The organism is Sphingobacteriales bacterium (assembly GCA_016699615.1).
Lineage (GTDB): Bacteria > Bacteroidota > Bacteroidia > Chitinophagales > JADIYW01 > JADJSS01.
In genome coordinates this window covers 368,313-392,978 of record CP064984.1, presented here as the reverse complement: position 1 = coordinate 392,978, position 24,666 = coordinate 368,313, and the positions used below count along the sequence as shown (strand labels likewise).

Annotated in this window: 19 protein-coding genes; 11 read left to right on the top strand and 8 right to left on the bottom strand. The window is 29.9% G+C overall.

The features are described from left to right. Nucleotides 1-50: 50 nt before the first annotated feature. The gene (gene hemN, locus IPK18_01930; GenBank protein ID QQR99281.1) at nucleotides 51-1,418 is read right to left on the bottom strand and encodes an oxygen-independent coproporphyrinogen III oxidase; all 1,368 of its coding nucleotides are present in this window, start codon (nucleotides 1,416-1,418) and stop codon (nucleotides 51-53) included. Nucleotides 1,419-1,608: 190 nt separating this feature from the next. Between hemN and IPK18_01925 the strand changes: the two genes are divergently transcribed. Then, a complete protein-coding gene (locus IPK18_01925) occupies nucleotides 1,609-4,482 on the top strand; it encodes a PD40 domain-containing protein (protein QQR98316.1) in 2,874 nt (957 codons plus the stop codon). A 26-nt stretch (nucleotides 4,483-4,508) separates the two neighbouring features. Beyond that, on the top strand, nucleotides 4,509-5,543 hold the full coding sequence (locus IPK18_01920) for an OmpA family protein (protein QQR98315.1): 1,035 nt from the start codon (nucleotides 4,509-4,511) through the stop codon (nucleotides 5,541-5,543). Here IPK18_01920 and IPK18_01915 read toward each other — a convergent pair. Genes IPK18_01915 through IPK18_01905 form a run of 3 tightly spaced genes read right to left on the bottom strand, consistent with a single transcriptional unit; the run spans nucleotide 5,540 to nucleotide 7,153 of the window. Next, on the bottom strand, nucleotides 5,540-5,965 hold the full coding sequence (locus IPK18_01915; GenBank protein ID QQR98314.1) for a phytanoyl-CoA dioxygenase family protein: 426 nt from the start codon (nucleotides 5,963-5,965) through the stop codon (nucleotides 5,540-5,542). The two genes, IPK18_01920 and IPK18_01915, sit on opposite strands and share 4 nt — an antisense overlap. After that, the gene (locus IPK18_01910; GenBank protein ID QQR98313.1) at nucleotides 5,943-6,386 is read right to left on the bottom strand and encodes a phytanoyl-CoA dioxygenase family protein; all 444 of its coding nucleotides are present in this window, start codon (nucleotides 6,384-6,386) and stop codon (nucleotides 5,943-5,945) included. The genes IPK18_01915 and IPK18_01910 overlap by 23 nt, the downstream gene beginning before the upstream one ends. Before the next feature lie 17 nt (nucleotides 6,387-6,403). Continuing rightward, nucleotides 6,404-7,153: a polyphosphate kinase gene (locus IPK18_01905; GenBank protein ID QQR98312.1), complete on the bottom strand. Its 750-nt coding sequence runs from the start codon at nucleotides 7,151-7,153 to the stop codon at nucleotides 6,404-6,406. A gap of 153 nt (nucleotides 7,154-7,306) precedes the next feature. Here IPK18_01905 and IPK18_01900 point away from each other — a divergent pair, with 153 nt between their 5' ends. Next, nucleotides 7,307-7,528, top strand: a complete 222-nt coding sequence (locus IPK18_01900) for a DUF2795 domain-containing protein (protein ID QQR98311.1) — start codon at nucleotides 7,307-7,309, stop codon at nucleotides 7,526-7,528. 54 nt (nucleotides 7,529-7,582) lie between these two features. Here the strand turns inward: IPK18_01900 and IPK18_01895 are convergent, their stop codons facing one another. From IPK18_01895 to fbp, 4 genes are read right to left on the bottom strand one after another with little or no spacing between them, the layout of a single operon-like run. After that, nucleotides 7,583-8,491, bottom strand: coding sequence for a DUF4249 domain-containing protein (locus tag IPK18_01895; protein QQR98310.1), 909 nt, complete (start codon nucleotides 8,489-8,491; stop codon nucleotides 7,583-7,585). Next, on the bottom strand, nucleotides 8,488-10,932 hold the full coding sequence (locus tag IPK18_01890; protein ID QQR98309.1) for a carboxypeptidase-like regulatory domain-containing protein: 2,445 nt from the start codon (nucleotides 10,930-10,932) through the stop codon (nucleotides 8,488-8,490). The genes IPK18_01895 and IPK18_01890 overlap by 4 nt, the downstream gene beginning before the upstream one ends. Before the next feature lie 39 nt (nucleotides 10,933-10,971). Then, nucleotides 10,972-11,346 (bottom strand): SET domain-containing protein-lysine N-methyltransferase, encoded by a 375-nt coding sequence (locus tag IPK18_01885; protein ID QQR98308.1) that lies wholly within the window; start codon nucleotides 11,344-11,346, stop codon nucleotides 10,972-10,974. Between the two features lie 6 nt (nucleotides 11,347-11,352). Then, a complete protein-coding gene (gene fbp / locus IPK18_01880; GenBank protein ID QQR98307.1) occupies nucleotides 11,353-12,363 on the bottom strand; it encodes a class 1 fructose-bisphosphatase in 1,011 nt (336 codons plus the stop codon). Nucleotides 12,364-12,439: 76 nt separating this feature from the next. On the opposite strand from fbp, the gene IPK18_01875 reads away from it, so the two are divergent. The 8 genes from IPK18_01875 to IPK18_01840 all read left to right on the top strand — a co-directional run bounded on the left by IPK18_01875 (nucleotide 12,440) and on the right by IPK18_01840 (nucleotide 24,581). Further along, entirely contained in the window at nucleotides 12,440-13,696 is a 1,257-nt protein-coding gene (locus IPK18_01875; GenBank protein QQR98306.1) for an aspartate kinase, read from the top strand. 209 nt (nucleotides 13,697-13,905) lie between these two features. Beyond that, a complete protein-coding gene (gene rpsA, locus IPK18_01870) occupies nucleotides 13,906-15,810 on the top strand; it encodes a 30S ribosomal protein S1 (GenBank protein QQR99280.1) in 1,905 nt (634 codons plus the stop codon). Nucleotides 15,811-17,069: 1,259 nt separating this feature from the next. Then, nucleotides 17,070-17,411 carry a hypothetical protein gene (locus tag IPK18_01865; GenBank protein QQR98305.1) on the top strand — a complete coding sequence of 114 codons (342 nt, stop codon included), beginning with the start codon at nucleotides 17,070-17,072 and terminating at the stop codon, nucleotides 17,409-17,411. Nucleotides 17,412-17,449: 38 nt separating this feature from the next. Beyond that, a complete protein-coding gene (locus IPK18_01860; GenBank protein ID QQR98304.1) occupies nucleotides 17,450-17,782 on the top strand; it encodes a hypothetical protein in 333 nt (110 codons plus the stop codon). A gap of 912 nt (nucleotides 17,783-18,694) precedes the next feature. Beyond that, nucleotides 18,695-18,994, top strand: coding sequence for a helix-turn-helix transcriptional regulator (locus IPK18_01855; GenBank protein ID QQR99279.1), 300 nt, complete (start codon nucleotides 18,695-18,697; stop codon nucleotides 18,992-18,994). Continuing rightward, entirely contained in the window at nucleotides 18,987-20,642 is a 1,656-nt protein-coding gene (locus IPK18_01850) for an Eco57I restriction-modification methylase domain-containing protein (GenBank protein QQR98303.1), read from the top strand. The genes IPK18_01855 and IPK18_01850 overlap by 8 nt, the downstream gene beginning before the upstream one ends. 1 nt (nucleotide 20,643) lies before the next feature. Continuing rightward, entirely contained in the window at nucleotides 20,644-23,379 is a 2,736-nt protein-coding gene (locus IPK18_01845; GenBank protein ID QQR98302.1) for a BpuSI family type II restriction endonuclease, read from the top strand. Continuing rightward, a complete protein-coding gene (locus IPK18_01840; protein ID QQR98301.1) occupies nucleotides 23,376-24,581 on the top strand; it encodes a DNA cytosine methyltransferase in 1,206 nt (401 codons plus the stop codon). The genes IPK18_01845 and IPK18_01840 overlap by 4 nt, the downstream gene beginning before the upstream one ends. Nucleotides 24,582-24,666 lie beyond the last annotated feature (85 nt).

Sequence of the window (24,666 nt, the reverse complement as noted above, 5' to 3'; positions counted from 1 at the left end):
TTTATTTTATGACTTTTATCATAAAATTGTTTATGTAATATACTATATTTCTAAATAGATTGACTGAATTTAGGCTTCTCATTCATATTGTCTTTTCTACTTTCAATTAGTTTTTTATCAAATATGGAACAAATATTTCTCAAAAAACTCCAACCCAGTTTTGTTAGTTCTAATGAATTATTATTAATAATTATAAGTTTGTCATCGATTAGTTGTTGAATATATTTTTGAGTTTCTGATGCAAAATTATAATCATCATTCCATGTTGTTTTACCATTGCATGCAATATCAAGAATATGTTGTCTCTGAATAATATCTTCATCAGTTAAGTTAATTCCTTTTTCAATTGGTAGAATATTTTGCTTAATTATCTCATAATATTCTTCTACTGTTTTATAATTTTGTCTATAAGCAAAAAATACATCACTAATAGCAGAAACACCTAATCCTATTAATGTTTGCGTATTGTTGGTCGTGTAACCCATAAAATTTCGATGCAATTTATACTCATTCTTTTGAATCAATAATTGATCATTTTTCAATGCAAAATGGTCCATACCAATATCTTCGTAGCCATTATCTAAAAATATCTTTTTTCCAATTTGATATAAATTGTATTTTTCTTTTCCTTTAGGTAAATCATCTTCGTTGTAAGCTCTTTGTGCTTTTTTTGTCCAAGGCACATGCGCATAACTATAAAACGCAATTCTATCTGGTTTTAATGAAATTACTTCTTGTATTGTTTTTGTAATACTTTCTTCGTTCTGAAAAGGTAACCCATAAATTAAATCAAAATTGATAGATGTATAATTTAGTTGCCTTGCCCATTCTGTTACTTGTTTCGTTTTTTCAAATGGTTGTATTCTATTGATGGCATGTTGCACTTTAATGTCAGTATCTTGCACACCAAAGCTTACTCTTTTAAATCCAATATTATATAATGTTTCTAAATGCTCGTAAGTTGTATTATTTGGATGTCCTTCAAAACTAAATTCATGTATTTCGTCTATTTTAATATCTTTTATAAGTTGTGTAAAAAGATATTCTAAATTTTTTGGACTAAAGAATGTTGGTGTGCCACCACCTAAATGTATTTCTTTAATCAGTATATCATTCTTAAAAATACTTTTATACATTTTCCATTCTTTGAGCAATGCATTGATGTAAGTTTCTTCTACATCATGGTTTTTTGTAATGCGCTTGTTGCAACCACAATAGGTACATAATTGTTCGCAAAATGGAAGATGAATGTATAAACTAATTCCATCTTGTGTCTTTTTTAAATTAATTGCTTTATTTATTTGCGATTTCCAATCTTCATTATCATCCAATTTTTCATGCCAAAACGGAACAGTAGGATAACTTGTATATCTTGGAACTGGAATGTCATATTTTTTTATTAATTCAAAATTATCCATGTACAAAAATAGCCAACTCAATTGTATTAGCTACTGATAAATGTCATATTACATTTTAGTCAAAAATTTCAAGCAATCAAATAATTCAAATATTATCAAGAATGTGTTGTTTTAAGATTATTTTACATAAAATGTTGGAATAGTTTTTGTTACAATTTAGTATCTTTAAATACTAAAAACATAATATTTGATGCGTTTTTTTATAATATTTATATTTATTTGTTTTACTCATTTTTGTATTGCTCAAGAAGTACAATGGGCAAGTAAGTTATTAGATTATACATCTGAGTGGCGTACTGGATTAACAGAAAATTCTTCAAACTTTAGAGCAACTCAAGTTTTAGGCTATCCAAATACTATGGTATTTGGAGTATCGCCTTTGGCTTGGGCACCAGCAGGCATGCAAGCTGGAAAAGAATCTGTAACTGTTGCATTTGATAAACCACAGTATGTACAACAAATTATCATTGGAGAAAGTTATAATGCTGGCGCCGTAAAAGAAATTATTTTATATGATGAAAAAGGAAAGTCTTATACTGTCTATGAAAATAAATATACAGCACCTAAAAATAATTATGGACAAGTATTAATTCCTTATAAAATTCCATCAACAACTTACAAAACACAAAAACTAAAATTAGTATTAAATACAGACAAAGTAGGTGGAATGCAACAAATTGATTGTATTGGTATTTCTTCGTCTACACAACCAGTAAAACTAAAAGTAAATGAAGTGTACTATAAAAGTGCCATAGCACAACCAGAAAATTTAGGACCAAATATAAATTCTGAGTATTATGACCATTTGCCAATACTTTCACCTGATGAACAATTGATATATTTTGCAAGAAAATGGGCAGAAGATAATACTGGTTCAGAACAGAAAGATGATATCTATTTTGCCTATCAACTCAATAATGGTGCATTTACAAAAGCAGAAAATATTGGCGCACCATTGAATACTGAAGAACATAATTTTGTAGTATTTGTAAGTAAAGACAATAATAGATTATACTTAGCCAATCGCTACAAAAAAAATAATATGACTGGTGTTTCTGTTTCTTCTAAAGATAAGTTTGGGAAATGGCAAAAACCTGTTTCTTTGAATGTTGAAGATATGTACAACAACAACGAATATGCACATTATCATCTAAATTTGAACGAAGATATATTGTTGATGTGCGTGGAAAGATTAGATGGATTTGGTGATATGGATATTTTTGTATCTTTCAAATATGCTGATGGTACTTGGAGCAAGCCAAAGAATTTAGGAAAGACAATTAACACAGTTGGCTCTGAGGCAAGTGTGTTTTTGGCTGCAGATACAAAAACTTTGTTCTTTTCTTCTGCTGGACATCAAGGTTATGGTAGCTATGATATGTATGTTTCTAAAAGACTAGATAACACATGGACAAATTGGAGTGAGCCATTAAACTTAGGAACAAAAATTAATACGGATGAAATTGATATTTATTATACAATTACATCAAATGGTGAGTATGCATATTTCTCAAGTGGAAAATCATATTTTGGGAAAAATGATTTGTATAGAATAAAATTACCTAAAGAAATTCAGCCTGAACCTGTGATAATTAATAATCCACAAATTTTGGCAAATAGTATTCAGAAAAAAGCACCAGAACCTACAGCAATAACTATAAAACCACAAGTGCCAGTTGTAAATAAAACACCACCACCAACGACAACAACATCGATAAAAGATACAATAAAACCATCAGTTGTAGCACCAACAACAAAGCCAAGCAATGTACCTACACAACCAACAACTACAGCTACAAATACGGCAACTAATGATTTGCAAAAGAAATTAGATAGCCTGAAAAATGCTCAAAAAATAAACCAAAATACAATACCAACTGCGCCAAAACCGACAACTAGTGTAGTCAATAATTTACCTAAGATAGATACATTAGTCAATAAAAATGCATTGCCAAAAAGTGCAGCATTTGAACCAACAGTTCCAAAGAAAGATAGCCTAGTAAATAAAAATGCATTGCCAACTAGTGCAGTAATGGAACAACCAAAAGAAGCTAATAAATATGTTGTAGATTCTTTTAAAAATATTCCAAAAGTAGTGAATAATGACCCACAGAAAAATGTATTTGATAATTTAAAAAAGCAACCACTGCCTACAGAACCATCAACAAAATATGAAACTATAGGTAGTACTACAAATGAGCCAGTAACATACAATAATATTGAAACGAACAAACTAGAATTGCCAACAAGTAATTATCAGCAACCAATAACCACAACTAATACAACACAGCCAACAGTAAACAACCAACAACCAATTACTACAAGCACCACAACTAATTACCAACAGCAACCAACAACAAGTCAGCAATCAAATACAAACAACCAGACATTAAAACCAAAGCAAGAATTAGCAACAGATCCATATGCTGAAAAATTAGCAAAGCTAAAAGAACAACAATACGAATCAAAATTGCAAGACAAACCAACTACTACAAATTCTGAGTATGCTAAGTATACTGAGAAAAAAGATTATATCAATCCTACAGTAGACCAAACTTATAATATCGATCCAAAGAAAAATAACATGGAGCAAAAATTATATGATTTGAATACTCCAAATTATGAACAAAGTACAAAAATAGATAATCCGAATGTGTACAAGCCATATGAAAAACAGCCATTAAAAGAAAAACAAAGTGATGTGTATGCGCAACAACATGATGAAATGCAAGATAAGATTGCACAGTTAAAACAGCAACAAACTCAAGCACAAACAAGTGATACAAAAGCACCTAAAAAATCAGAAATAAAACCAGATTATACAAATCCTGATGTAAAATATGTGCCTAAAGAAACACAAAGCATTAATACTTCAAATCAGCCAAATCCTCAAGTACAAAAATATCAAGATAAGCTAAAAGCAATACAGGATAAGATGAATAACATGGATAATTATAATCCTACAACATCGAACGCAACAGTTCAGCCTAAAAGTACATTAAACACAACACAACCAAATGTAGTAGCAAGCAATACAATGCCAAATAATATTGCACAAAAATAGATGAATTAAATAATAAAACAGAGGCATTGTCTGATAAAGTTGAAAATACAGTTACAAATATTCCAAACAATACACCAACAGCAAATACTACCACTGAGCCAACAATAAAACCCAATGAAAACTATTTGGCAGTTGTTGATAATAATAAAAACGAAGAAGAACTAAACAAACATATTGAAGAAATAGAACAACTTAAGAAAGAGCAAGAACAACTCAATCAGCAATTGAATAATACATTGAATAATTTGAATAGTAACAAAAATAACCTTGAAAAAGATATTGATGAATTAGCAAATGAAAGAGATAAACTTAGTCAACAATTGAATAATACCTTGAGCAATTTGAATGATAATAAAAATGTATTAGAAAAAGATATTGATAATTTGAGTTCTGAAAAAGATAAATTAGATGAGCAAAAGAAACAATTGGAACAAACAAACTCAAAACTATCTGATGAGAAGAAAAAGCTAGAGCAAGACAAAAAAATGATGGATGATTTACTTGCTCAAATGCAAGCTGAGAAAGATAAAATTGCAGCAGAAAAAGCTAAATTAGAAAAAGACAAACAACTACTTGAACTACTAAGAAAACAACAAGAAAAAGAAGTTGTTACGCTTTCAAAAAATATAGATTCATTACAAAAAATACAACAAAAGGCTATTGATGTAAATGCACAAATTCAACGTTATGAAATATTTGAAGTTCCAATTGAAGAAGGCGCAATTGCAATTATGAAAAGTATTTATTTTATGGCTGATGCATCATTCTTACAAACAAAATCGTTTCCTGAGTTAGATAAATTAGTGGCATTTTTAAAACAAAATGGTAAAATTCAAAAAATTGAAATTGGTGGACATACCAATGGTTTATGTGACGATTCATTCTGCATGAAATTATCAAACGATAGAGCAAAATCTGTGATGGATTATTTGATACGCAACGGAATTCCTGCTGAGAAATTATCATTCAAAGGTTATGGAAAACAATTCTTAATTTCTAAACCAGGCGACCCAATCAACCAAAGAGTAGAAGTAAAAATTGTTAGTGTAAAAGAAAATTAGAATAGTTTGTTTTTTAATTTTTGTAATAATGATATTTTTTTATGTATATAAATATAATTTATATTTTTTTCATATTCTAATTTAATATCATTCCAATTTGAATATAAATTCACATCTTTTGTATTGTTGATGATAGAGCAATTTTTACTTACTTTTTCTGCATCAAATGGATAAAAATCATTTTGAGTAATGGCATATGTGACGATATTTTCTTTGTCTAAAGAAAATGAAACTTGCAATTGTGCTGCTTTATCTTTCATGCCAATTATTGCAACATTTCTTGGGCTATTTGTCTTGTTTGGCTTTGAATAATGTATTAATTTATGATTGTATAAAATTGCTTGTCCAGCTTTCAAATTTGGCTCAATACCAATTTGTACAAACTTATTGGTAAATGATTCAAAAATTTGAACTGATGCCAAAACCACGATGTTTATGTTGCCATAAATGAGAATTTGGTATCAAACCAAGCGTTCCATTTTCTGTATTTGTTTCCACCAAAGCCAACCAAAGATTATAGGAATTATATTTTTTTTCATCTACAATATCCCAATCATTGTGTGCTTTTAGTGTTGCATTTCCGCTTTTTTTTGTTGCTAATGTTCCACCTAAAAGTTCTAAATCTGGAAATAAGTTTTGCATTCTTTCCTTTAAAATTTTATGTAATTCAGTATTTATAAAATTAGAATCTTCTTGTGCCAAAAAATGCGATGCTGCAATAAAATCACTTTGCCCAGACTTTAAATATTTTTCGCATAAACTATTCAAATAATTTATTTCCTCAACTGATAATACATCGATAATTACAAATCCATCATTTTTTAATTGAGTATTGTTGTCCATTTGAATAAGAAATATTTTTATGAATTTGTTTTTAAAATAGGATATTTTAAATCCATTTTTTCAAGTGCATCTTTTACCAAAACAGCAATTTGATATTCTTTGTACCAATTTTGGTCTACAGCAACTATGTTCCATGGTGCAGCTTCACTACAATATTTAAATGCATTTTCATAAGCTGTTCTATACGCTTTCCACAATTTTCTTTCTTCCCAATCACCATCATTGTGCTTCCACATTTTCTCAGGATTTGTTTTTCTTTCAGTTAGTCTTTCCAATTGTGCTTCTTCGGAAATATGTAAATAGCATTTTATAATTTTTGTTCCAGATTGTTCTAATAATTTTTCAAAATTATTGATGGCATCATATCTAAATTTTACGGTGTCATCATCTATCCAATGATGTACACTTTGTATCAACACATCTTCGTAGTGTGAACGATTAAATATAGTAATTTCACCTTTTTGTGGCACAACTTGGTGTATTCTCCACAGAAAATCGTGTGCCATTTCTATTTCAGTAGGTTTTTTAAATGTTTGCACCTTCAAACCTAATGGATTTAAGCCACCAAAAACTTTTTTTACAACACCATCTTTTCCACTTGCATCCATTCCTTGTAAAATGACCAATAAACTATTTGACTTAGAAGCAATTAGTTTATCTTGCATAGCATTGATTTCTTCTAGTAATTTTGCTGTTTTTTCTTTTATTTCTTCTTTTTTTAAGTTTTCAGGTGCTTTTGTACTTAATTTATCTAGATTTATTTTCATATTTTTCTATGCTATTTTTAATGTTAAATAATTCAGAATCTGAAAGATAAAAAATAATGTTAAACATTTTTAATTTAGAAATTAAAAATTATATTTGCATCCTCAAAAAAATGGAACATTTTTTGTATTTAAAATTTTAAAAACTTAACGATTATGTATTGGACATTAGAATTGGCATCATATTTAGAAGAAGCACCATTTCCAGCAACAAAAGATGAAATAATAGATTATGCTATTAGAATTGGAGCACCATTGGAAGTAATTGAAAATTTACAAGAACTTGATGGCGATGAAGATTTGTATGAATCTATTGAGGATATTTGGCCAGATTATCCTACAAAAGATGATTTCTTGTTTAATGAAGATGAGTATTAATCAATTCTTTATTTTGATGTAAAAGAAAAAGGTTGCTATTATGGCAACCTTTTTTTATTGTATTTTTATACTATATGTTTTAAAATTATCACTCGAGAAATGACCGTAACCACCATTTATATTACTAATTGCTGAAATGGGCTCTTTGTTGTTATTGCTTACGCCACCTCTATTTTTTTGCAAAGAATAGAAATAGTCGAAATATCCTTTTCCAACATTTGAAATTCTCAAAACTATTTTTTGTTCCAATATATTTGAACCGTTGAACACATTCCCATTAAATTCAATTGTAAATTCTTTTGATGTACCATTGAATTTTTTATCGTCAATAAATCTTCTATCATATGACTCGTTTTCTGAAAAATCTATTATCTTAAAATAAGAACCAGAATTATTGATTTGACTTATTGAATCACCAAGACTATCGATTGAAGAAGTCTTAATACTTTCATATAAATCAATTACATAAAAGTTGTCTATATTGCCATCATCTTCAATATTAAACTTTAATATGCCTTTTCTATTCCTATCTATTGTGTCTGGATATTGAATCAATCTATAATTGGAAATGGTAACCTTTGGAGGCAAAAATTCTGTTGCTTCAATAGTTTTCATATTTTCTACTGTACTTATTATTTTATAAGTATGATTGGCTTTTGCCTCATAGTTTGAAAGGTAGAAGCCTAAATTATTTGATGGATTTTCGAGTATATATTGCATGTTTTCAATAAAAACGCCATCTTCATATAATTGTACTGTTGCATTAGAAATGAATTCAATTGAACTATTATCATCTATTGCTTTTGATTTGCTGATGTAGATTTGTATCCTTGTGTTTTCGTTGATATAGCAATTTATCACTTGTTTTATTTCTACATTGTCAATTTTTAGGATAATATCTTTCTCACATGAAATGAAAATTATTATAGTTAATGTAATTATATATGTGTAAATTTTTTTCATTTTTCAAAATAAATTCTATATGATATTGATGGTAGTATTGGGAATAATGTGAGTTGTTTATACTTAGTATAATAACCTAGATCTTGTGAATAACTGTTTACTCTGAAGATACTAAAAATATTTAATCTATTGTAGATATTATAAATACTTACATTAAATACATGTTTTAAGTTTTTTCTTTCTTTAGTATAATTCATGCCTATATCTAGATGATGATATGCAGGCAGTACATAAGAATTTCTTTCACTGTATTGGTAGTCTTGTTCTTGGTTTCCATACATAGTCGAATTGTTATTTTTATATAGGTTGATAGTTTGGTTTGTAGTATACTTAGCAATAGGAATAGTTGCACGCATACCTGATGTGTACACCCAACTTATTGAAAAATCAAAATGTTTCTTTAATTTATATTGTAAGTTGATAGAAAAATCATGTCTTTTATCATACTTAAAAAAGTATTCTTTCCCATCATTTAGCTCATCAAAATGTCTTTTGCTCCAACTCAAATTGTATTTTGCCCATGCCGTAAATTGACCTAAATATTTGTTTGCAAAAAACTCTAAACCATAAGATTTTCCTGTACCATCAAGTGCAACTTGATTTTCCCATGACTCAGTATTGCTGATAAAATTATTAGATCCAGCATATTCTATCTGATGATACATTTTTCTATAATAGGCATCAACGCTAATAGTGTATTGTTTTTTAAAATTAAATTGCAGACCACCAGAATATTGCCATGCAGTTTGTGGTTGTATTTTTGCAATTGCAGGTACCCAAATATCACTTTGAATGCCGTTCTGTAAACTTGCCAATAAATGCAAAGGTTGCATATTGTATGTGATGGAGTTTCTAATACTTAGTATTGGAATAGGTGTGTAGATAAATTGAAATTTTGGTAATGCATATAAAAAACTCTTAGATTGTACACTTACCAAAGTGGCTTGCAATCCAAAAGTGTATTCTAGTTTAGAATTTATTTTATGATGAAAATCAGCATATAAAAAACTTTCTATCTGTTTATATTTTGAAATAACTCCATTTGACTGCGATATTAGAGTTTTTGTAGAATCATAATCTTTTTCAGAAATATTATTTACATCAAAATATTTAAAGTTTGTTCTAAATCCAAAATTGAGATTATACTTTTCGTTGAAATTTTGCTTCCAATCAGATAATAACGAAATCTCTTGTATTTTTGATATAGAATTGTTGTCGTAAAAATAGTTATAGTTATAATTATAAGTATAAAACTTGTCATGTAAGTTATAAGTATATTTTACTTTATAATTACTAAAATGAAACTGATTTAAGACTGTTAGTTTGTCGTTTATTTTACTTTCAATTCCTATTGAATTTGTAATATTATACCATCTTAAATAATTTACTTCTGAATAATATTTTTGGTCGCTTACATTTTCTATTCTATCTATTAAAGATGTTTGTTTATAAAAATCTTGACTATGGAAAAAACTCCAACGCAAAGTGTGTTTCTCATTTATTTTATACTGTATTGCAGTATTGATGTCATAAAAATAATATACAATGCTTCCACCTTGTAATTCACTACTTTTTTCAAATTGCTTTGCTGAAAGTGGTCCTGAAAATAATCCAACATGACAGTCACGCAAATTTATATTGATAGATGCTTTTTCTTTTTTTATTGGAATTTGTAAATTGAAATTTGAAAATAATGGACTAATTCCAAAGTTAAATTTTATTTTATTCAAATCACCAAATGATGGTTGGATATCTGTGATAGAAGATAATCTATTGCTAAATTTTGCAGGTAAATATGATTTGTGCAGATCTACATTTGTAATTGCATCAGAGCTAAATGTAGATAGAATATTGTACATATGTGCAACATTATAAATGGTTGCATTGTCATATTGCATTAAATTTTGGTCTGGACTACCACCACGTACAAAAATTCCTCTTTGTCCTTCGTTGCCACTTTGCACACCAGGCATAAGCTGCAAAGCTTTCAATATATCTTTTTCGCCTAAGAATTCTGGCATATTTTTTAATAGTTCCACACTCAAACTATTAATACCAGATTTATTCATCTCAGCTGTTTTCTTTATTCTATTAGATTGAATAAGTACTTCACCTAAGGTATTTTGTGTGCTTAGTAGAATATCTAGATTGATATTTCTGTCTAATATTATTTTATAAAACTGATTTTGATAACCTAAATAAGATACTTCAAATATATATTCACCACTATCTAATTCGATAGAGAACATACCATTCAAATCTGTAATGATAAAATTATTATTGTTGTTAGTGTCTACAAGTGTTGCAGCAATTAAATATTCTTTGTTATTTATATCCTGAATACTTCCAGAGAATATATACTTATCAATACTATATGCATTTGTATTGCATGCAAATAATAGAATTGAGATAAATATAATATTTAGAGATACTTTTTTCAATAAAAAATAAGTATAAAAAACTAAGATACAAAAAATAGATTAATTCACATCGAACCAAACTTTGCTTTGGTCATCTGGATAGAAATTGTAGTTTATTGTAATTTCAGTATTTGCAGGAATATGCCTTCTTGCAATTACCTTAAAAATTTCATCTTCATAATATGCTTCATATATAGCATTTGGGTCATATGAGTGATTGTACATAGCACCATAGCCTAAAACTAAGCCAGCACTTTTTCCATTGTCGCCCCACATAAAGTAATAATGATATAAAGTTGTTTTGTCTAAGTGTTTTGTGTCCTTTGCAGGACATACAACTACAGGACAAATTTCAATGACATCGCCTTCATTCAAATCTTCAGTACAAAATACGCCTCTTCCTTTTCCATCTAAATTCATTAAATATAATTCCATAAAATATTACTTATTTTCATTTTTAATATATGCTTCAATTACCTCTACCATTTGCTTAGAACCAATAAATACTTGTGTGCGTTGGTGCAAATCTTCTGGTTGTATTTCAAGAATTCTATTTGTTCCATTGCTTCCTTTTCCATTTGCTTGTTCTTGCACAAACGATAATGGATTACATTCATACATTAAGCGTAATTTTCCTTTTTGATCTTGTTTGGTATTCGGATAAAAATAAATACCACCTTTTATTAAATTTCTATGGAAATCTGCTACCATTGAGCCAATATACCTTAGTGAGTGTACTTTTTTAGCTTCACTAGACATACAAAAATCAATATATTGTTTTACGCCATCAGAAAAACTATTGTAGTATGCTTGATTAACTGAATAAGTCAAAGCATTTTCTTTGGTTACAATATCAGGATGCGATAAACAAAATTCTCCAATTGATGGTTCTAAAGTAAAACCATTTACACCATTGCCAGTTGTGTACACTAGCATAGTTGATGAGCCATAAATAACATAACCAGCGTGCCCTTGCTCAGTGCCTTTTTGTAAAAAATCTTCTAATGTGCAATTTTTGCCAATTTCAGATTTTCGTTTGTATATTGAAAAAATAGTACCTACTGTTGCATTCACATCAATGTTGCTAGAACCATCTAATGGGTCAAATAGAACAACATATTTCGCATTCTTTCTATTGTCAAAAGCAACAAAGCTATCTTCTTCTTCAGAGGCTATTCCTGCACATTCGCAACTATTTAAAAGTGTTTTCTTCAAGATATTATTAGCAAATTCATCTAATTTTTTAACTTCTTCGCCTTGTATATTGGTTTTCTCAGCATCACCAAGAATATTATCAACTAGTCCAGCTTTTTTCAAATCTCTATTTACGATTTTTGCAGCAAGTCCAATATCTCTCAATAGTCCAGAAAGTTCTCCAGTTGCATCTTCTATCATGCTCTGTGCTTCGATAATAAATTCGTCTAGTGTAATTAAGCGTTCTTTAGATGCCATAGATTATTTTTTTGTCAACAAAGATATAAAAAAAGCTATTTTATTATCTTTGTGTACTTTATTAAAATATAATTTTATGTTTAGAGTCTTTAAATTTGGTGGCGCATCAGTGAAAGATGCATCAGGAATCAAAAATGTAGCGTCAATAGTTGAGAAGAATGATGGCAAAAATCTAATCATTGTAGTTTCTGCAACTGGAAAAACAACCAATGCTTTAGAAGAAGTTGTTGAAGCTTATTTTAATAAGACAGGAAATGCTAAAGAAAAGTTTGATATAGTAAAGCAAAACCATCTTCAAATTTGTAAAGAATTATTTGATGATAAAAACGATGTATTCAATCAACTACAAAATGTTTTCAGCGAAGTAGAATGGCAGTTAGAAGAAGATAGAATGGATTCTTACAATTATGTGTACGACCAAATTGTTTCACAAGGTGAGATGCTTTCTTCAATAATTCTATCAGCATATATCAAACAAATAGGCATAAAAAACAGTTGGCTAGATGTAAGAGATATTATTAAAACTGACGATACATATAGAGAAGCTGTGGTAGATTGGATAAAAACTGCTGAGTTAACAAATGATAAAGTAGTACCAATGCTAAAAGATAATGTAATTGTTACGCAAGGATTTTTAGGCTGTACACCAGAAAATTGTACAACTACCTTAGGAAGAGAAGGCTCAGATTATACAGCTGCAATTTTTGCAAATTTGATAAATGCAGAACATCAAACAATTTGGAAAGATGTACCAGGCGTGATGAATGGCGACCCAAGAGTATTTGATGATGCTGTTTTCCTAGAGCAAATTTCTTATAATGAAGCTGTTGAAATGACATTTTATGGTGCAACAGTAATTCATCCAAAAACTATCAAACCACTACAAAATAAAAATATTCCATTGCATGTACGCTCATTCATTCATCCAGAAGGTGTTGGTACAATTGTAGGAAATACTGACCAAAGCAAATTACCACCAATTAGAATAGTGAAAAATAACCAATCTTTGATGATGTTTACAACTAAAGATTTTTCTTTTATACAAGAAGATATTTTAGCATCAGTTTTTAGAGCATTCAGCAAAGCGAATCTTAAATTAAATATGATGCAACAAGGTGCTATCTCTTTTGAAGCTGTGGTAGAAAATAATAAAGAAAAAATTCAAAAGGTTGCACATTTCCTTCAAGAGAATTTTAATATAGAGACACAAGAAAATCTATCAATTCTTACAATTAGACATTATAATGATGAAGCTGTTGCAAAACATACTGCAAGTAAGAACATCATCTTAACTCAGAAAACACCTACAACATTTCAGTGTTTAGTAAAATAAACATTTAATATGTTGTTAATTAGCGTTTTATAGATTATTACTTATTCTATGTAATAGTTTTTTGTAGAATGTTGTAATTCTATAGATTAAGTTTATTCAGCCAAAATTAATATTAAATTCTGAGCTATTTTTTCAGTAATAAAAAAAAATATCGTACTTTTGCAGTCCATTTTAATAGTAGTATACTAAAAAAATGGAGATTATAATTTATTGTTAACCATTTAAAAAGTCAGAATTTGACAACAGAAGTAGAAAATCCAAATCTTGAAAACGACGATGATTTGGTCATTAGAGAAAAAGAAGTCGTAGAAAGCGAAGCAATCGAGTTAGATGAAATTATTGTAAAACCAGTAAAAGAATTTGACTGGAACATCAGCAAAAGAGGTGCTAAAAAATACACCAAAGAACAAACTGCAGAGCTTGAAAAATTGTACGATAGTACATTAAGACAAATTGAAAACAACGAAATTATTAAAGCAACAGTGAGTACAATTACAGATTCAGATGTAGTACTTAATGTAGGTTTTAAAAGTGATGGCTTAGTTCCAAGAAGTGAATTTAAAGACATGCCAGATCTTAAAGTTGGAGATCAAGTTGATGTTTTCGTTGAAAATAAAGAAAACAAAAAAGGTCATCTTATTTTATCTAGAAAAAAAGCAAAATTAGTAAATGCTTGGGATAGAATTAAACAAGCTAAAGAAACAGATGAGATTGTTACAGGAAAAGTAATCAGCAAAACTAAAGGTGGTTTAATCGTTGATTTATTCGGAATGGAAACGTTCTTGCCTGGTTCTCAAATCGATGTAAAACCAATTACAGATTACGATCAGTATGTTGGTAAATTCATGGAGTTTAAAGTTGTGAAAGTAAACGAAACAATTAAAAATGCAGTAGTTTCTCACAAAGCTCTAATTGAATCAGACATCGAATCTCAACGTTTAGAAATCATTGGAAAATTAGAGAAAGGTCAAGTATTAGAAGGAACTATCAAAAACATCACAGACTTCGGTGCATTCATCGATTTAGGTGGAATTGACGGTTTATTATATATTACTGATATTTCTTGGGGAAGAATCAACCATCCAAGTGAAGTATTACAATTAGATCAAAAACTTCAAGTTGTTGTTATTGAGTACGATGAAAACAAAAAACGTATTTCATTAGGCTTAAAACAATTACAAGCACATCCTTGGGATAATTTACCAGAAGGAATTGTTGAAGGTGCTAAAGTAAAAGGAAAAATCGTGAACATAGAAGATTACGGTGCTTTCTTAGAAATAGTACCAGGTGTTGAAGGATTAATTCACGTATCTGAAGTATCATGGGGCAATCAACCAATCAACTCAAGAGATTTCTTCAAGTTAGGTGATGAGCATGAAGCATTAGTGGTAACAATTGACAAAGACGAAAGAAAAATGTCAGTTAGTTTAAAACAAATGTCTGAAGATCCATGGACAAAAATTACAACAAAATATGCTGTTGGTACAAAACACAAAGGTATTGTTAAAAATATCACACCATATGGCGTATTTGTTGAGTTAGATGATATCGTAGGTGGAATGGTTCATATCAGTGATTTATCTTGGACAAAACGTTACAATCATCCAAATGAATACACATCAGTTGGAAGCGAATTTGACGTAATCATCTTAGAAATAGATTCTGAAAATAGAAAAATTGTTTTAGGACACAAACAATTAGAAGAAGATCCTTGGGATACTTTCGAAACATTATTCCCAGTTGGATCAGTACACCAAGCTACTGTGCTTAAAAGAGAAGATAAAGGCGCTATAGTTCAATTACCTTATGGTATTGAAGCGTTTGCACCAACTCGCCATATCAAAAAAGAAGATGGTAAAATAGCAGAAGTAGATGAAGTACTTAATTTCAAAGTATTAGAGTTTGAAAGAGATGATAAGAGAATTATTGTTTCGCATACTAGAGTTATCGAAGATGAAAAATTAGAAGATAAGAAAAAAGTAGACTCTGATAAAAAGAAAGAAAGCAAAAAACAAAAAGATGCATTAAAAGACAACAACAATAAAGTTGAGAAATCTACTTTAGGAGATCTTGAAGCACTTTCTGATCTGAAAGCTAAAATGGAAGGTAAATAATTCAAATAAATAATTTATCAAAAGAGAATGGGTCATCGCAAGATGACCCATTTTTTATTTTTATACAATAATATATAGTTTGTATTTGGGAATTTAATTATGATAACAGTTTTGTATTTATTGATTCTATAACAATCTAAAATCAAATTACAATAAAGAAAACGTTCAAGCATCAGCACGCAGCGAAGAAAAATCGAAACGACTAAAATCATATTCTGATAAGAAAATGAAATTGGCATCAGAAAAATAGCGTAAAGGAAATAAGCGTCGAGCGTAAAGAAAAGTTTTTCATATAAAACGTTCAAGCGTCAGCACGAGGCGAAGAAAAATTGAAACGACTGAAATCATCGTGCAAAAAAAGATACAGCAAGATATTTATGTTATAATACAAACTATAAACAAGCACAAACAAAACCAACAAGATGATTTAAAGAAGTAAGATTTTTCGAGCTGAAGCCAAGAGCGTGGCAAAGTGCCTCAGCTTGAACTTGATTTTTCTTTGTTACTTTCTTTGTATTAAGACAAAGAAAGTAAAAGCAGTATTTCATCAAGAAAAAAAGTAAGTAAAGAGGAAAATATATAACTCTTTCTTTGTTGCTTTCTTTCCATAAAGGGAAAGAAAGTAAATACACTTTTTTATCAAGCGAAAAATTAAAAATACAATAGAATTAATTGTAAAAAATTATCTACGCATAAATCGAGCTGTAGAAATATTTCTTAAAGATAGAGCATGCTCTTGTGCCACAGAAATATTCAATATTAATGCTAAACATTCTATAATGTAGGCAATAGCTCATAAAGCACGAGCTACAGCTGCAATAATAAACCTAGTAGGTAGGTAGCTTAGGCAATAGCTGTAGAGTATAAAAATATAGCATTAACAACTAAGGCTACAGCCTGAATAAATACCACTTACAATTTATGAATAAATAGGTAAGCAGAAATATTAATTCTTACTACCAGCCACCCAAGCTAAAGCAGCAACAATAAAATTGTTAGCCATAGAGTTTGCGTCTAAAGCATAACAATTGTGTATTGTAGCATTAGTAGTAGAAGCAATTGCCAGAATAATAGAAATACACTAATAGAGGTATAATGTAGCGCTGCAACAACAATGGCTATCGCCTAAACTATAAAAACTAAACACTTTGCAATTTTTAACATAAAATAGACAATATTATCCGAGCATTTGCGTTTTCATATATAACTGTACAGTATTTGTAAAATAAATTATTAATTAAAATTAAAAAAAATAAAACATGTCAACAGGATATTTTCTGCCAGCAGACGATGCAGGCAAAGAGTTATGGCTAAAAAATTTTGCAGCCAAATTACCCAATTATGCAACTAAGTATGATATACCTACAGCAGATGTACAGGATATGCAACGTAGTGCAATTTACTTTACCTTCATTTTAGACTACAATAATCAGTTTAAAGATTATAGTAAGAAACTAACAGAGTACAAAAACGAAATGCGTAGTGGCAATAGCCAAAACAACACACCAAGTACTATACCAATAGCACCAGTTTTTGCAACCACACCAACATTAGTGAACCTGCCATATTTGTCAGAGCTACGGCTATTGCCAATAGAATAAAAAGCCACCGTAAGTACACCATTGCAGATGGCAATGATTTGAGTATAGAAAGTATACCACAACCTAAAAAGGTAGTAGATGCAGTAAATGCTAAACCTATATTACAAGTACACTTAGTACAAGGCGGGCACCCAGAAATTATATGGACAAAAAGTAGTTTTGATGCACTTGAAATTCATGTAGATAGAGGCGATGGCAAAGGTTTTGTATTGTGCGAAGTAGATATAAAACCAAACTATACAGATATGTTTCCATTGCCAGAACAAGCACAACTATGGCGATACAAAGCCATCTATAGATTAGATAATATGGTAACTGGTTTTTGGAGCGATACTGTAAATATAAGCGTAGTAAAGCTACAAATTACCTAATAACCGTTGTTAGACTTTAAATTTTTTGTGAATACGCCTGAGCAATCAGGCGTTTTTTTATTTATTAGCAAACTACAAGGCTACTTTCATTAGTTAATAAATGATGTTGAGTTATTATTTATATAAGATATAATATTGTAGAAGCATTGAAAATAATAAGTACCTCGCCATTGATTGTTATGGGGCGTAGGCAAGAAGCATGAGTTTACCAAGAATAAAAATAGTTTAAAAACTCAATCTGGTAGGCTTCTGCTGCAATCTACGAGAACAATATTATTTAAAGAGTTTGAATATGCCACCAATAAAAATAAAGGTTTGAAGTAACCTTGCTGATATAAAGATTCAGAATCACAAAGAATCCATAAATATTTATGTTAATTATTTTAATAAAAAGCAAAAAACAACTTGCGCATTTTGGGTATACACAAATGAAATAAGGATGAAATAATACGACAGGATATTTAAAATACGCAAAAACATATTTAACATAGAATATTGATAATAATAAGCTTATAAAGAAAAAATATTTTTTAAAAAAAATATACGCAACTCCATTTATTGCGTATATTTGTGTGATGTGCAAAAGTCTTCGCTACGCTTCGCCTTTTGCACATCGTGCGGCGGATTACATCCGATGATGCGTTTAGGCTCGCTACGCTCGACCTTCAACACATCAACGGATTTGCAAAATTACTTCACTTGCAAACTTCGTTTGCAGTTCGTAACTTCGCAAATCCGCCGCACGTTATCGCTCAGTGTAAAAAGCCAACCCGCAAATGGCACATTTGGTTTTTTCCGACACACGAGCCACCGCTCAAAAAATCAAAAGAGCCATTTTTTTCCAACGCTCGACAGAACAGTGAAAATAATTTATTACTTTTGACCAAATTTAGACAAGTACAAAATAAGACAATGACACTTGGACAAAAAATAAGAGAATTAAGGGAGCAAGCTGGTCTTAAGCAGAGAGAATTAGCTTATCAACTCGGTATTGGAGAAGGTTTTCTAAGCAAAGTTGAAAATGACCAAAAACCCTTAAAGAGAGAAGATTTAACTAAGTTGAATGAACTCTTTAAAATACCGATTGAAGAACTTGAATCATTGTGGCTTGCTAACAAGCTCTACTCAATTGTAAGAGATGAGGAATCAGCCTTGACAGCTTTAAAAGTAGCTGAAGAACAAGTAAAATATAAAAGTCTAAAAAATGCTTAATTACGTTTGTGAACCATACAAGGAATTAAAAGAGGTCGTTCAAACTTTTGAAGAGCAATTAGAATTGTTCTTTTCTAAGGACTTTGAGACTAAAACCAACAAGGCTAAACAAGATGAAAATTTAGGACAGGTTTTTACGTCTCCAATTCTTGCTAAGTTTATGATTTGGTTACTAAAAGACAATTTAAAACCAAATTCTTCTATACTTGATCCTTGTATAGGACCAAACACTTTTTTTAAAGCAATGACTGAAGACTTTTCAAATTGCCATTTAAAAGGTGTTGAAATTGACATTAATCTAATCACTGAAGAAATAAATAAGTTTTACGAAAGCCCAAATAGAACTTTAATCAAGGGCAGTTTCTTTGATTTACCAATTACAGAAAAGTTTGATCAAATTATCCAAAATCCGCCTTATGTAAGACAGGAACTATTGATTGAAGGTGCAAATTCAAAAGACAGTATTAGGTACAATGTATCTTCTCCTTTATCAACAATTCCATCACAATCAAATTTATATATCTACTTTTTATTAAAGTCTATTCTGCATTTAAAGGAAGGAGGCATAATGGTTGCCGTCATATATGACAGTTGGCTTTACAGCAGCTTTGGAAAATATTTAAAAGAATCATTCCTTAAACTAGGACGTTTAGAAAGTATTTATCATTTCAAGAAAAGTGCTTTTGATAACGTAGAAATAGGTGCTACCGTAATAAAATTTGTAAAGGATAATAATCATAAGAAATCTATATCATATTTTCCACTGAATGATTTGAACAATTTAAGAACTTACAATAGATTAAATGCAAATTGTATAAAATTAAAACAACAAGAGTTATTGACTTATAGCTTCAACAATCAAAGTAAAATCAATTACAAGTCCAACCTCTTTAAAGAGCTTAAAACAATTGTATCACAACCAATCCAAAGAGGAACATCGGCAGTAGTAAATAGCCATTTTATTTTCTCAAAAAATGAACTCCCTGAACTAAAACCAATTATCAAAGATGTTTCTCAGATTAAAACCTACACTGTAAAAAAAGAGAATGCTTACATTCTAGCAGTTAATGGGTCAATATCTAATGAAACTAAACAGTATTTAGAATCAGTTAAAAACGAAATTCTAAAAACACCAACTCAAAAGTTTATAGCAGTAAAAAGAGATATTGAAACTAAAAGAGATTGGTATAAAATCAATTTGAAAGCAACAGGTAATTTTATTTTCAACTATTATTTACGAAACAATATTGATTTCATTTATAATCCAAACAAGTTTTTGTCTTCTGATAACTTTTATATTCTCAATATCAAGGATAATGAGTTAGCTAATTTTGCAATTTTAAACTCATCTTTTACGAGATTAAATACACTAAGCAATTCAAGAAGTCAAGGAAATGGTTTGAGAAAAATACAGCTTTACGAATTTAAAGAAGTGAAAGTAATTGACATAAATAAACTTTCAGAACAATCCATAAAAAAATTGGAATTGCTAGGAAAAGAATTGATGAATGTGAGCAGATACGAAAACAGGCAAAAGCATATAATTGAACAAATTGATTTGGTATTGATTGACGAATACAATGAAAAAAACCGTTCATCATTAACAATTGATGATTTAAATAATGAAATAAAAGAATACTTGAATTAAAATGATAAACCTTTGGTATAACTCTGATGAAGTTACTGGATTTCATCCTGTCGTTGAAAGTGCTATTAACAACGCTATCATAAATTGTGGCTATGATTCTGTGATGGAATTAGTACATCATCCTGCGATTCCAAATAGTACAATCATACCTGACTTTGCAATTAAGTTAAAATCTTCAAATAGATACATTTTTGTTATCGAGGTAAAAAAAACATCACGTGATGTTACATCGCAAAGATTTCAAAATCAATCAAGGTCATATGTCTCTGATTTTTCGCCTTACTGGGAACCAAACTATCCGAAATATTTTTGTTTAACAAATATTGAGGAGTTAATCTTATTTGCAGACAGGCAAGGTCCTATTTCAACTTGTATTTTAAAAGGAAATCCAAAGTCACATACTCCATTTAACCCTCAAAATCGAGACGCAACGCAAACAAGCATTGAGTTTCAGACAACAATTGAACAAATTTTACCAATTATCTATAATCGTACTCAGCCTGAATGGGATAATAATTGGCAGCCAATAATTGACACGTTTGTTCAAAATTATCAAAGTGTTAGTAATAGTTTACAACTAAACAAGGACTTGGCAGATGAAATTACACTTTATGAGTTTTTCAGATTGTTAGCTTTTGCTTACTTAAAAGATTATTATAATCAAACGAGCAATCCAAATCAAAGCTATTTCCGAACTTTTCCACTAGCTAATGATAATCTTCAAACATTCATTACAAAACTAACTAACAATTACAACCGAGTATTACAGTTAGATTTCAATCAAGTTTTTTCAAATCACCCGAATTTAACAGATAGAATATTTCCTGAGAATTTCAGTTCATCAATTATACAATACTTTAAAAATACCATTCAAGCTTTAAATAGCTACAGTTCACAAGCCGTTTCTGACAACCCATTGCCTGAGTATATTTTTAACCTATTGACTTCAAGAGTTTATGACAAAAATACGCTTCACAAGAAAGGTAAAATAATGTCTGATACGGAGTTATCCATTTTGTTGGCAACAGTTACAATCGAAAATGAAAACTCAACTGTAATTGATCCTTGTTCAGGTGATGGAGCTTTATTAGATGCCGCGTACGACTATTTAAATATTTTGAGTCTTTCAAATACAATAACTAAATCACATAATCAATTACTGAATCAAGTAACTGGAATTGAAATTGACCCATTTTTAGCACAATTAGCTACGTTTCGACTTGTATCCAAAAATCTTTCTGGTGTTGACAGTTCCACGAATGCAAATATTATAACTGGAAATACTTTTACTAATTCAAATGTCGCTGGCTATGATGTTATATTGATGAATCCCCCGTTTTTAAGAAATGATAATCCTGATGCACCAATAACAATTGGAGATAAGGCTTTAATGAATAATGCAATTAACAGTAACGGACAAACGAATTTCGTCACTCTTGCATCCCAGCCAAATTTATATTTTTACTTCGTAAATTATTCTTGGCATTACTTAAATGCTAACGGTAAAGCGGGTTTAATTTTAATGGCAACATTTTTAAATAATAAAGATGGTGAGTTTTTAAAGCAGTTCTTGTTAGATAAAGTTGAATCAATTATATTGTATCCGAGGAATTACTTTGAGGATTTTAAAGTTACTACCGTTATAGTTGTTTTAAGCAAACAACCAAGTAATAATATTAAATTTCTAAGGGTAATAAATTCGGAACTACTTTCAAGACCTAACGATATAAAGACGCTATTATCTAATTCAGTTAATACTGTTGTAATGTCAGACTATAGTTTGAAGATTACCAACAGACAAATAAGCTCATCTGATAATTGGAAATTATTTTTTAATGACCCAGAAAATAAATATGATAAATTAAATACGTTTTCCTTTTTTGAACCTTTAAACTCATTCTTTAGCACGAGAAAAAGAGGTGGTGCAGGCAATAGTGGTGAATCAACTACAATATTTCCTAATTTATCAAAAACCTCGTATGACTTATCTAACATTGGTTTTGGTGTAAAAAATAGTAAAGCAAAAAGAAGTCTAATTTTAACTCAAAATGATTTGAATATTGAAAAAGCTCTGCACTTCCCAGAGTCATTTGATTACAACGAAAACAATGGCTTGAAAAGTAGGTTTAATAATGATTTATCATTAAAGAATCTATTCGATACAAAATCAAGATCCGACAAAAGTAAATGGAGAAAAATTGTAAATGAAACATTTAATTCAAAAGTTGAATTTGATATTCTATTACCAAGAAATGAAAGAACAAAACAAAGTTGTTACTATAACCCTTTTAGTTCTCAAGTAGTGCTTTCGACAAACTTTTTCTATTATCAAGGTTTAATAAACGATAACAAAACATTATCAAAAGAGACTCAACTAAAATTTATTACCGCATTTATTAATTCTTGCTTTGGTCAAATACAACTTGAGATTCATTCAAACAATAGAGAAGGCACAAGAAAATTAGAGGGTGACCACCTAGATATGATTAAGGTTATTGATATAAAAAAGGTTTCTCAAATTGAAGCAGAATCAGTTGTTTCCGCATTTGAAAGACTTAATAATTTAAATGTTGCTGTAAGCGGAGACGAAGGATTATCAACACCAAGAAGGCAATTAGATGAAGAGGTTGCCAAAATTATTTTTTCTAAGGATAACTTAGGATTCAATTCGAGTACTGAAATGACAAATTTCTTTGAACTCTTTTTAGCTGACCTTGTAGAAGACAGAAGATTATGATAAAAAATAAGATTAAAGTAATAGGATTATTTTCAGGATGTGGTGGTTTAGATTTGGGATTTAAACAAGCTGGATATGATTTGATATGGGCAAATGATATTTTGAAAGATGCTTGTGACACTTACAGATTGAACATTGGAGACCATATTGTAAATGAAGATATTACAAAAATTGACTTAAATACAATTCCAAATGCTGACATTATAATTGGTGGTCCTCCTTGTCAAGGCTTTTCAGGAATCGGCAAACGAGATCCTAATGACAATAGGTCAGCATTAGTGTATTCGTACTTAGATGTTGTAAACAAAGTACACCCGAAAATATTCCTTTTTGAGAACGTCACAGGTATTAAGTCATCTAAAGCAGCAGATGGTTCCAAAGTAATTGACAACTTAAAACAAGCATTCGAGAACATCGGTTATCATATCAATATTTTCACACTTAACGCAGCCGATTATGGTGTGCCTCAAAGAAGAAAAAGAGTATTTATAATTGGCAACAAAGTAGGAGTTGATATATCAGCACCACCACAAACCCATTTTGAGAACAAAGAGGGTAAGAGAAAGTGGATTTCTTCTTTTGAAGCAATCTCAGATTTGGATTCACCAACAGAAAATGGAGAAACAAAATATAAACACCAGCCGAAAAATGAATATCAGACGTTAATGCGAAAAAATGCTGACAAAACAACTTTACATATAGTTCCTTATTCTAGCCCAACGGATAAAGAAATTATTAGTCACGTCAAGCCAGGCGGTAATTATATGTACATTCCTGATAGTGTTTCAACAAAAAGAATTATGTATTTCAAAAGCACTGGAGGAAGAACTACTACTTATGGTAGACTTGACCCTGAAATGCCAAATTATACGATTAACACTCACTTCAATCGTCCAAATATTGGCTGTAACATACATTACAAAGAAGACAGAATGATTACAATTCGAGAGGGTTTAAGATTTCAGTCATTCCCTGATGAGTTTCAACTGATTTCAAAAACTCAAAGAAATTATTATGTACAAGTTGGAAATGCAGTTCCTCCATTACTATCGAAAGCTTGGGCTGAACATTTATTGACGTATTTATTAGATATTCCCTTCTCAAAAGCCATACACATTGCCAAGTCGCTCGAAAGCCAACCGCACAAGCCAAAACTTGTCAATGAGTATGTCTTTGCCAAAACAGAAAATGATACCGAATGAAAGAACACCGAAGCGATAACAGCGGTGGCAGTTGCACAACGTTGTATTTTTGGTGGCAATTTTAAATAATTTATATATCATATAT

Coding starts and splice junctions, on each gene's coding strand:
- IPK18_01875 (QQR98306.1), top strand. CDS start 12,440: ATGTTTAGAGTCTTTAAATTTGGTGGCGCATCAGTGAAAGATGCATCA.
- IPK18_01900 (QQR98311.1), top strand. CDS start 7,307: ATGTATTGGACATTAGAATTGGCATCATATTTAGAAGAAGCACCATTT.
- IPK18_01865 (QQR98305.1), top strand. CDS start 17,070: ATGTCAACAGGATATTTTCTGCCAGCAGACGATGCAGGCAAAGAGTTA.
- IPK18_01845 (QQR98302.1), top strand. CDS start 20,644: ATGATAAACCTTTGGTATAACTCTGATGAAGTTACTGGATTTCATCCT.
- IPK18_01840 (QQR98301.1), top strand. CDS start 23,376: ATGATAAAAAATAAGATTAAAGTAATAGGATTATTTTCAGGATGTGGT.
- IPK18_01925 (QQR98316.1), top strand. CDS start 1,609: ATGCGTTTTTTTATAATATTTATATTTATTTGTTTTACTCATTTTTGT.
- IPK18_01895 (QQR98310.1), bottom strand. CDS start 8,491: ATGAAAAAAATTTACACATATATAATTACATTAACTATAATAATTTTC.
- IPK18_01910 (QQR98313.1), bottom strand. CDS start 6,386: ATGGACAACAATACTCAATTAAAAAATGATGGATTTGTAATTATCGAT.
- IPK18_01855 (QQR99279.1), top strand. CDS start 18,695: ATGACACTTGGACAAAAAATAAGAGAATTAAGGGAGCAAGCTGGTCTT.
- IPK18_01850 (QQR98303.1), top strand. CDS start 18,987: ATGCTTAATTACGTTTGTGAACCATACAAGGAATTAAAAGAGGTCGTT.
- IPK18_01885 (QQR98308.1), bottom strand. CDS start 11,346: ATGGAATTATATTTAATGAATTTAGATGGAAAAGGAAGAGGCGTATTT.
- fbp (QQR98307.1), bottom strand. CDS start 12,363: ATGGCATCTAAAGAACGCTTAATTACACTAGACGAATTTATTATCGAA.
- IPK18_01905 (QQR98312.1), bottom strand. CDS start 7,153: ATGAAAATAAATCTAGATAAATTAAGTACAAAAGCACCTGAAAACTTA.
- hemN (QQR99281.1), bottom strand. CDS start 1,418: ATGGATAATTTTGAATTAATAAAAAAATATGACATTCCAGTTCCAAGA.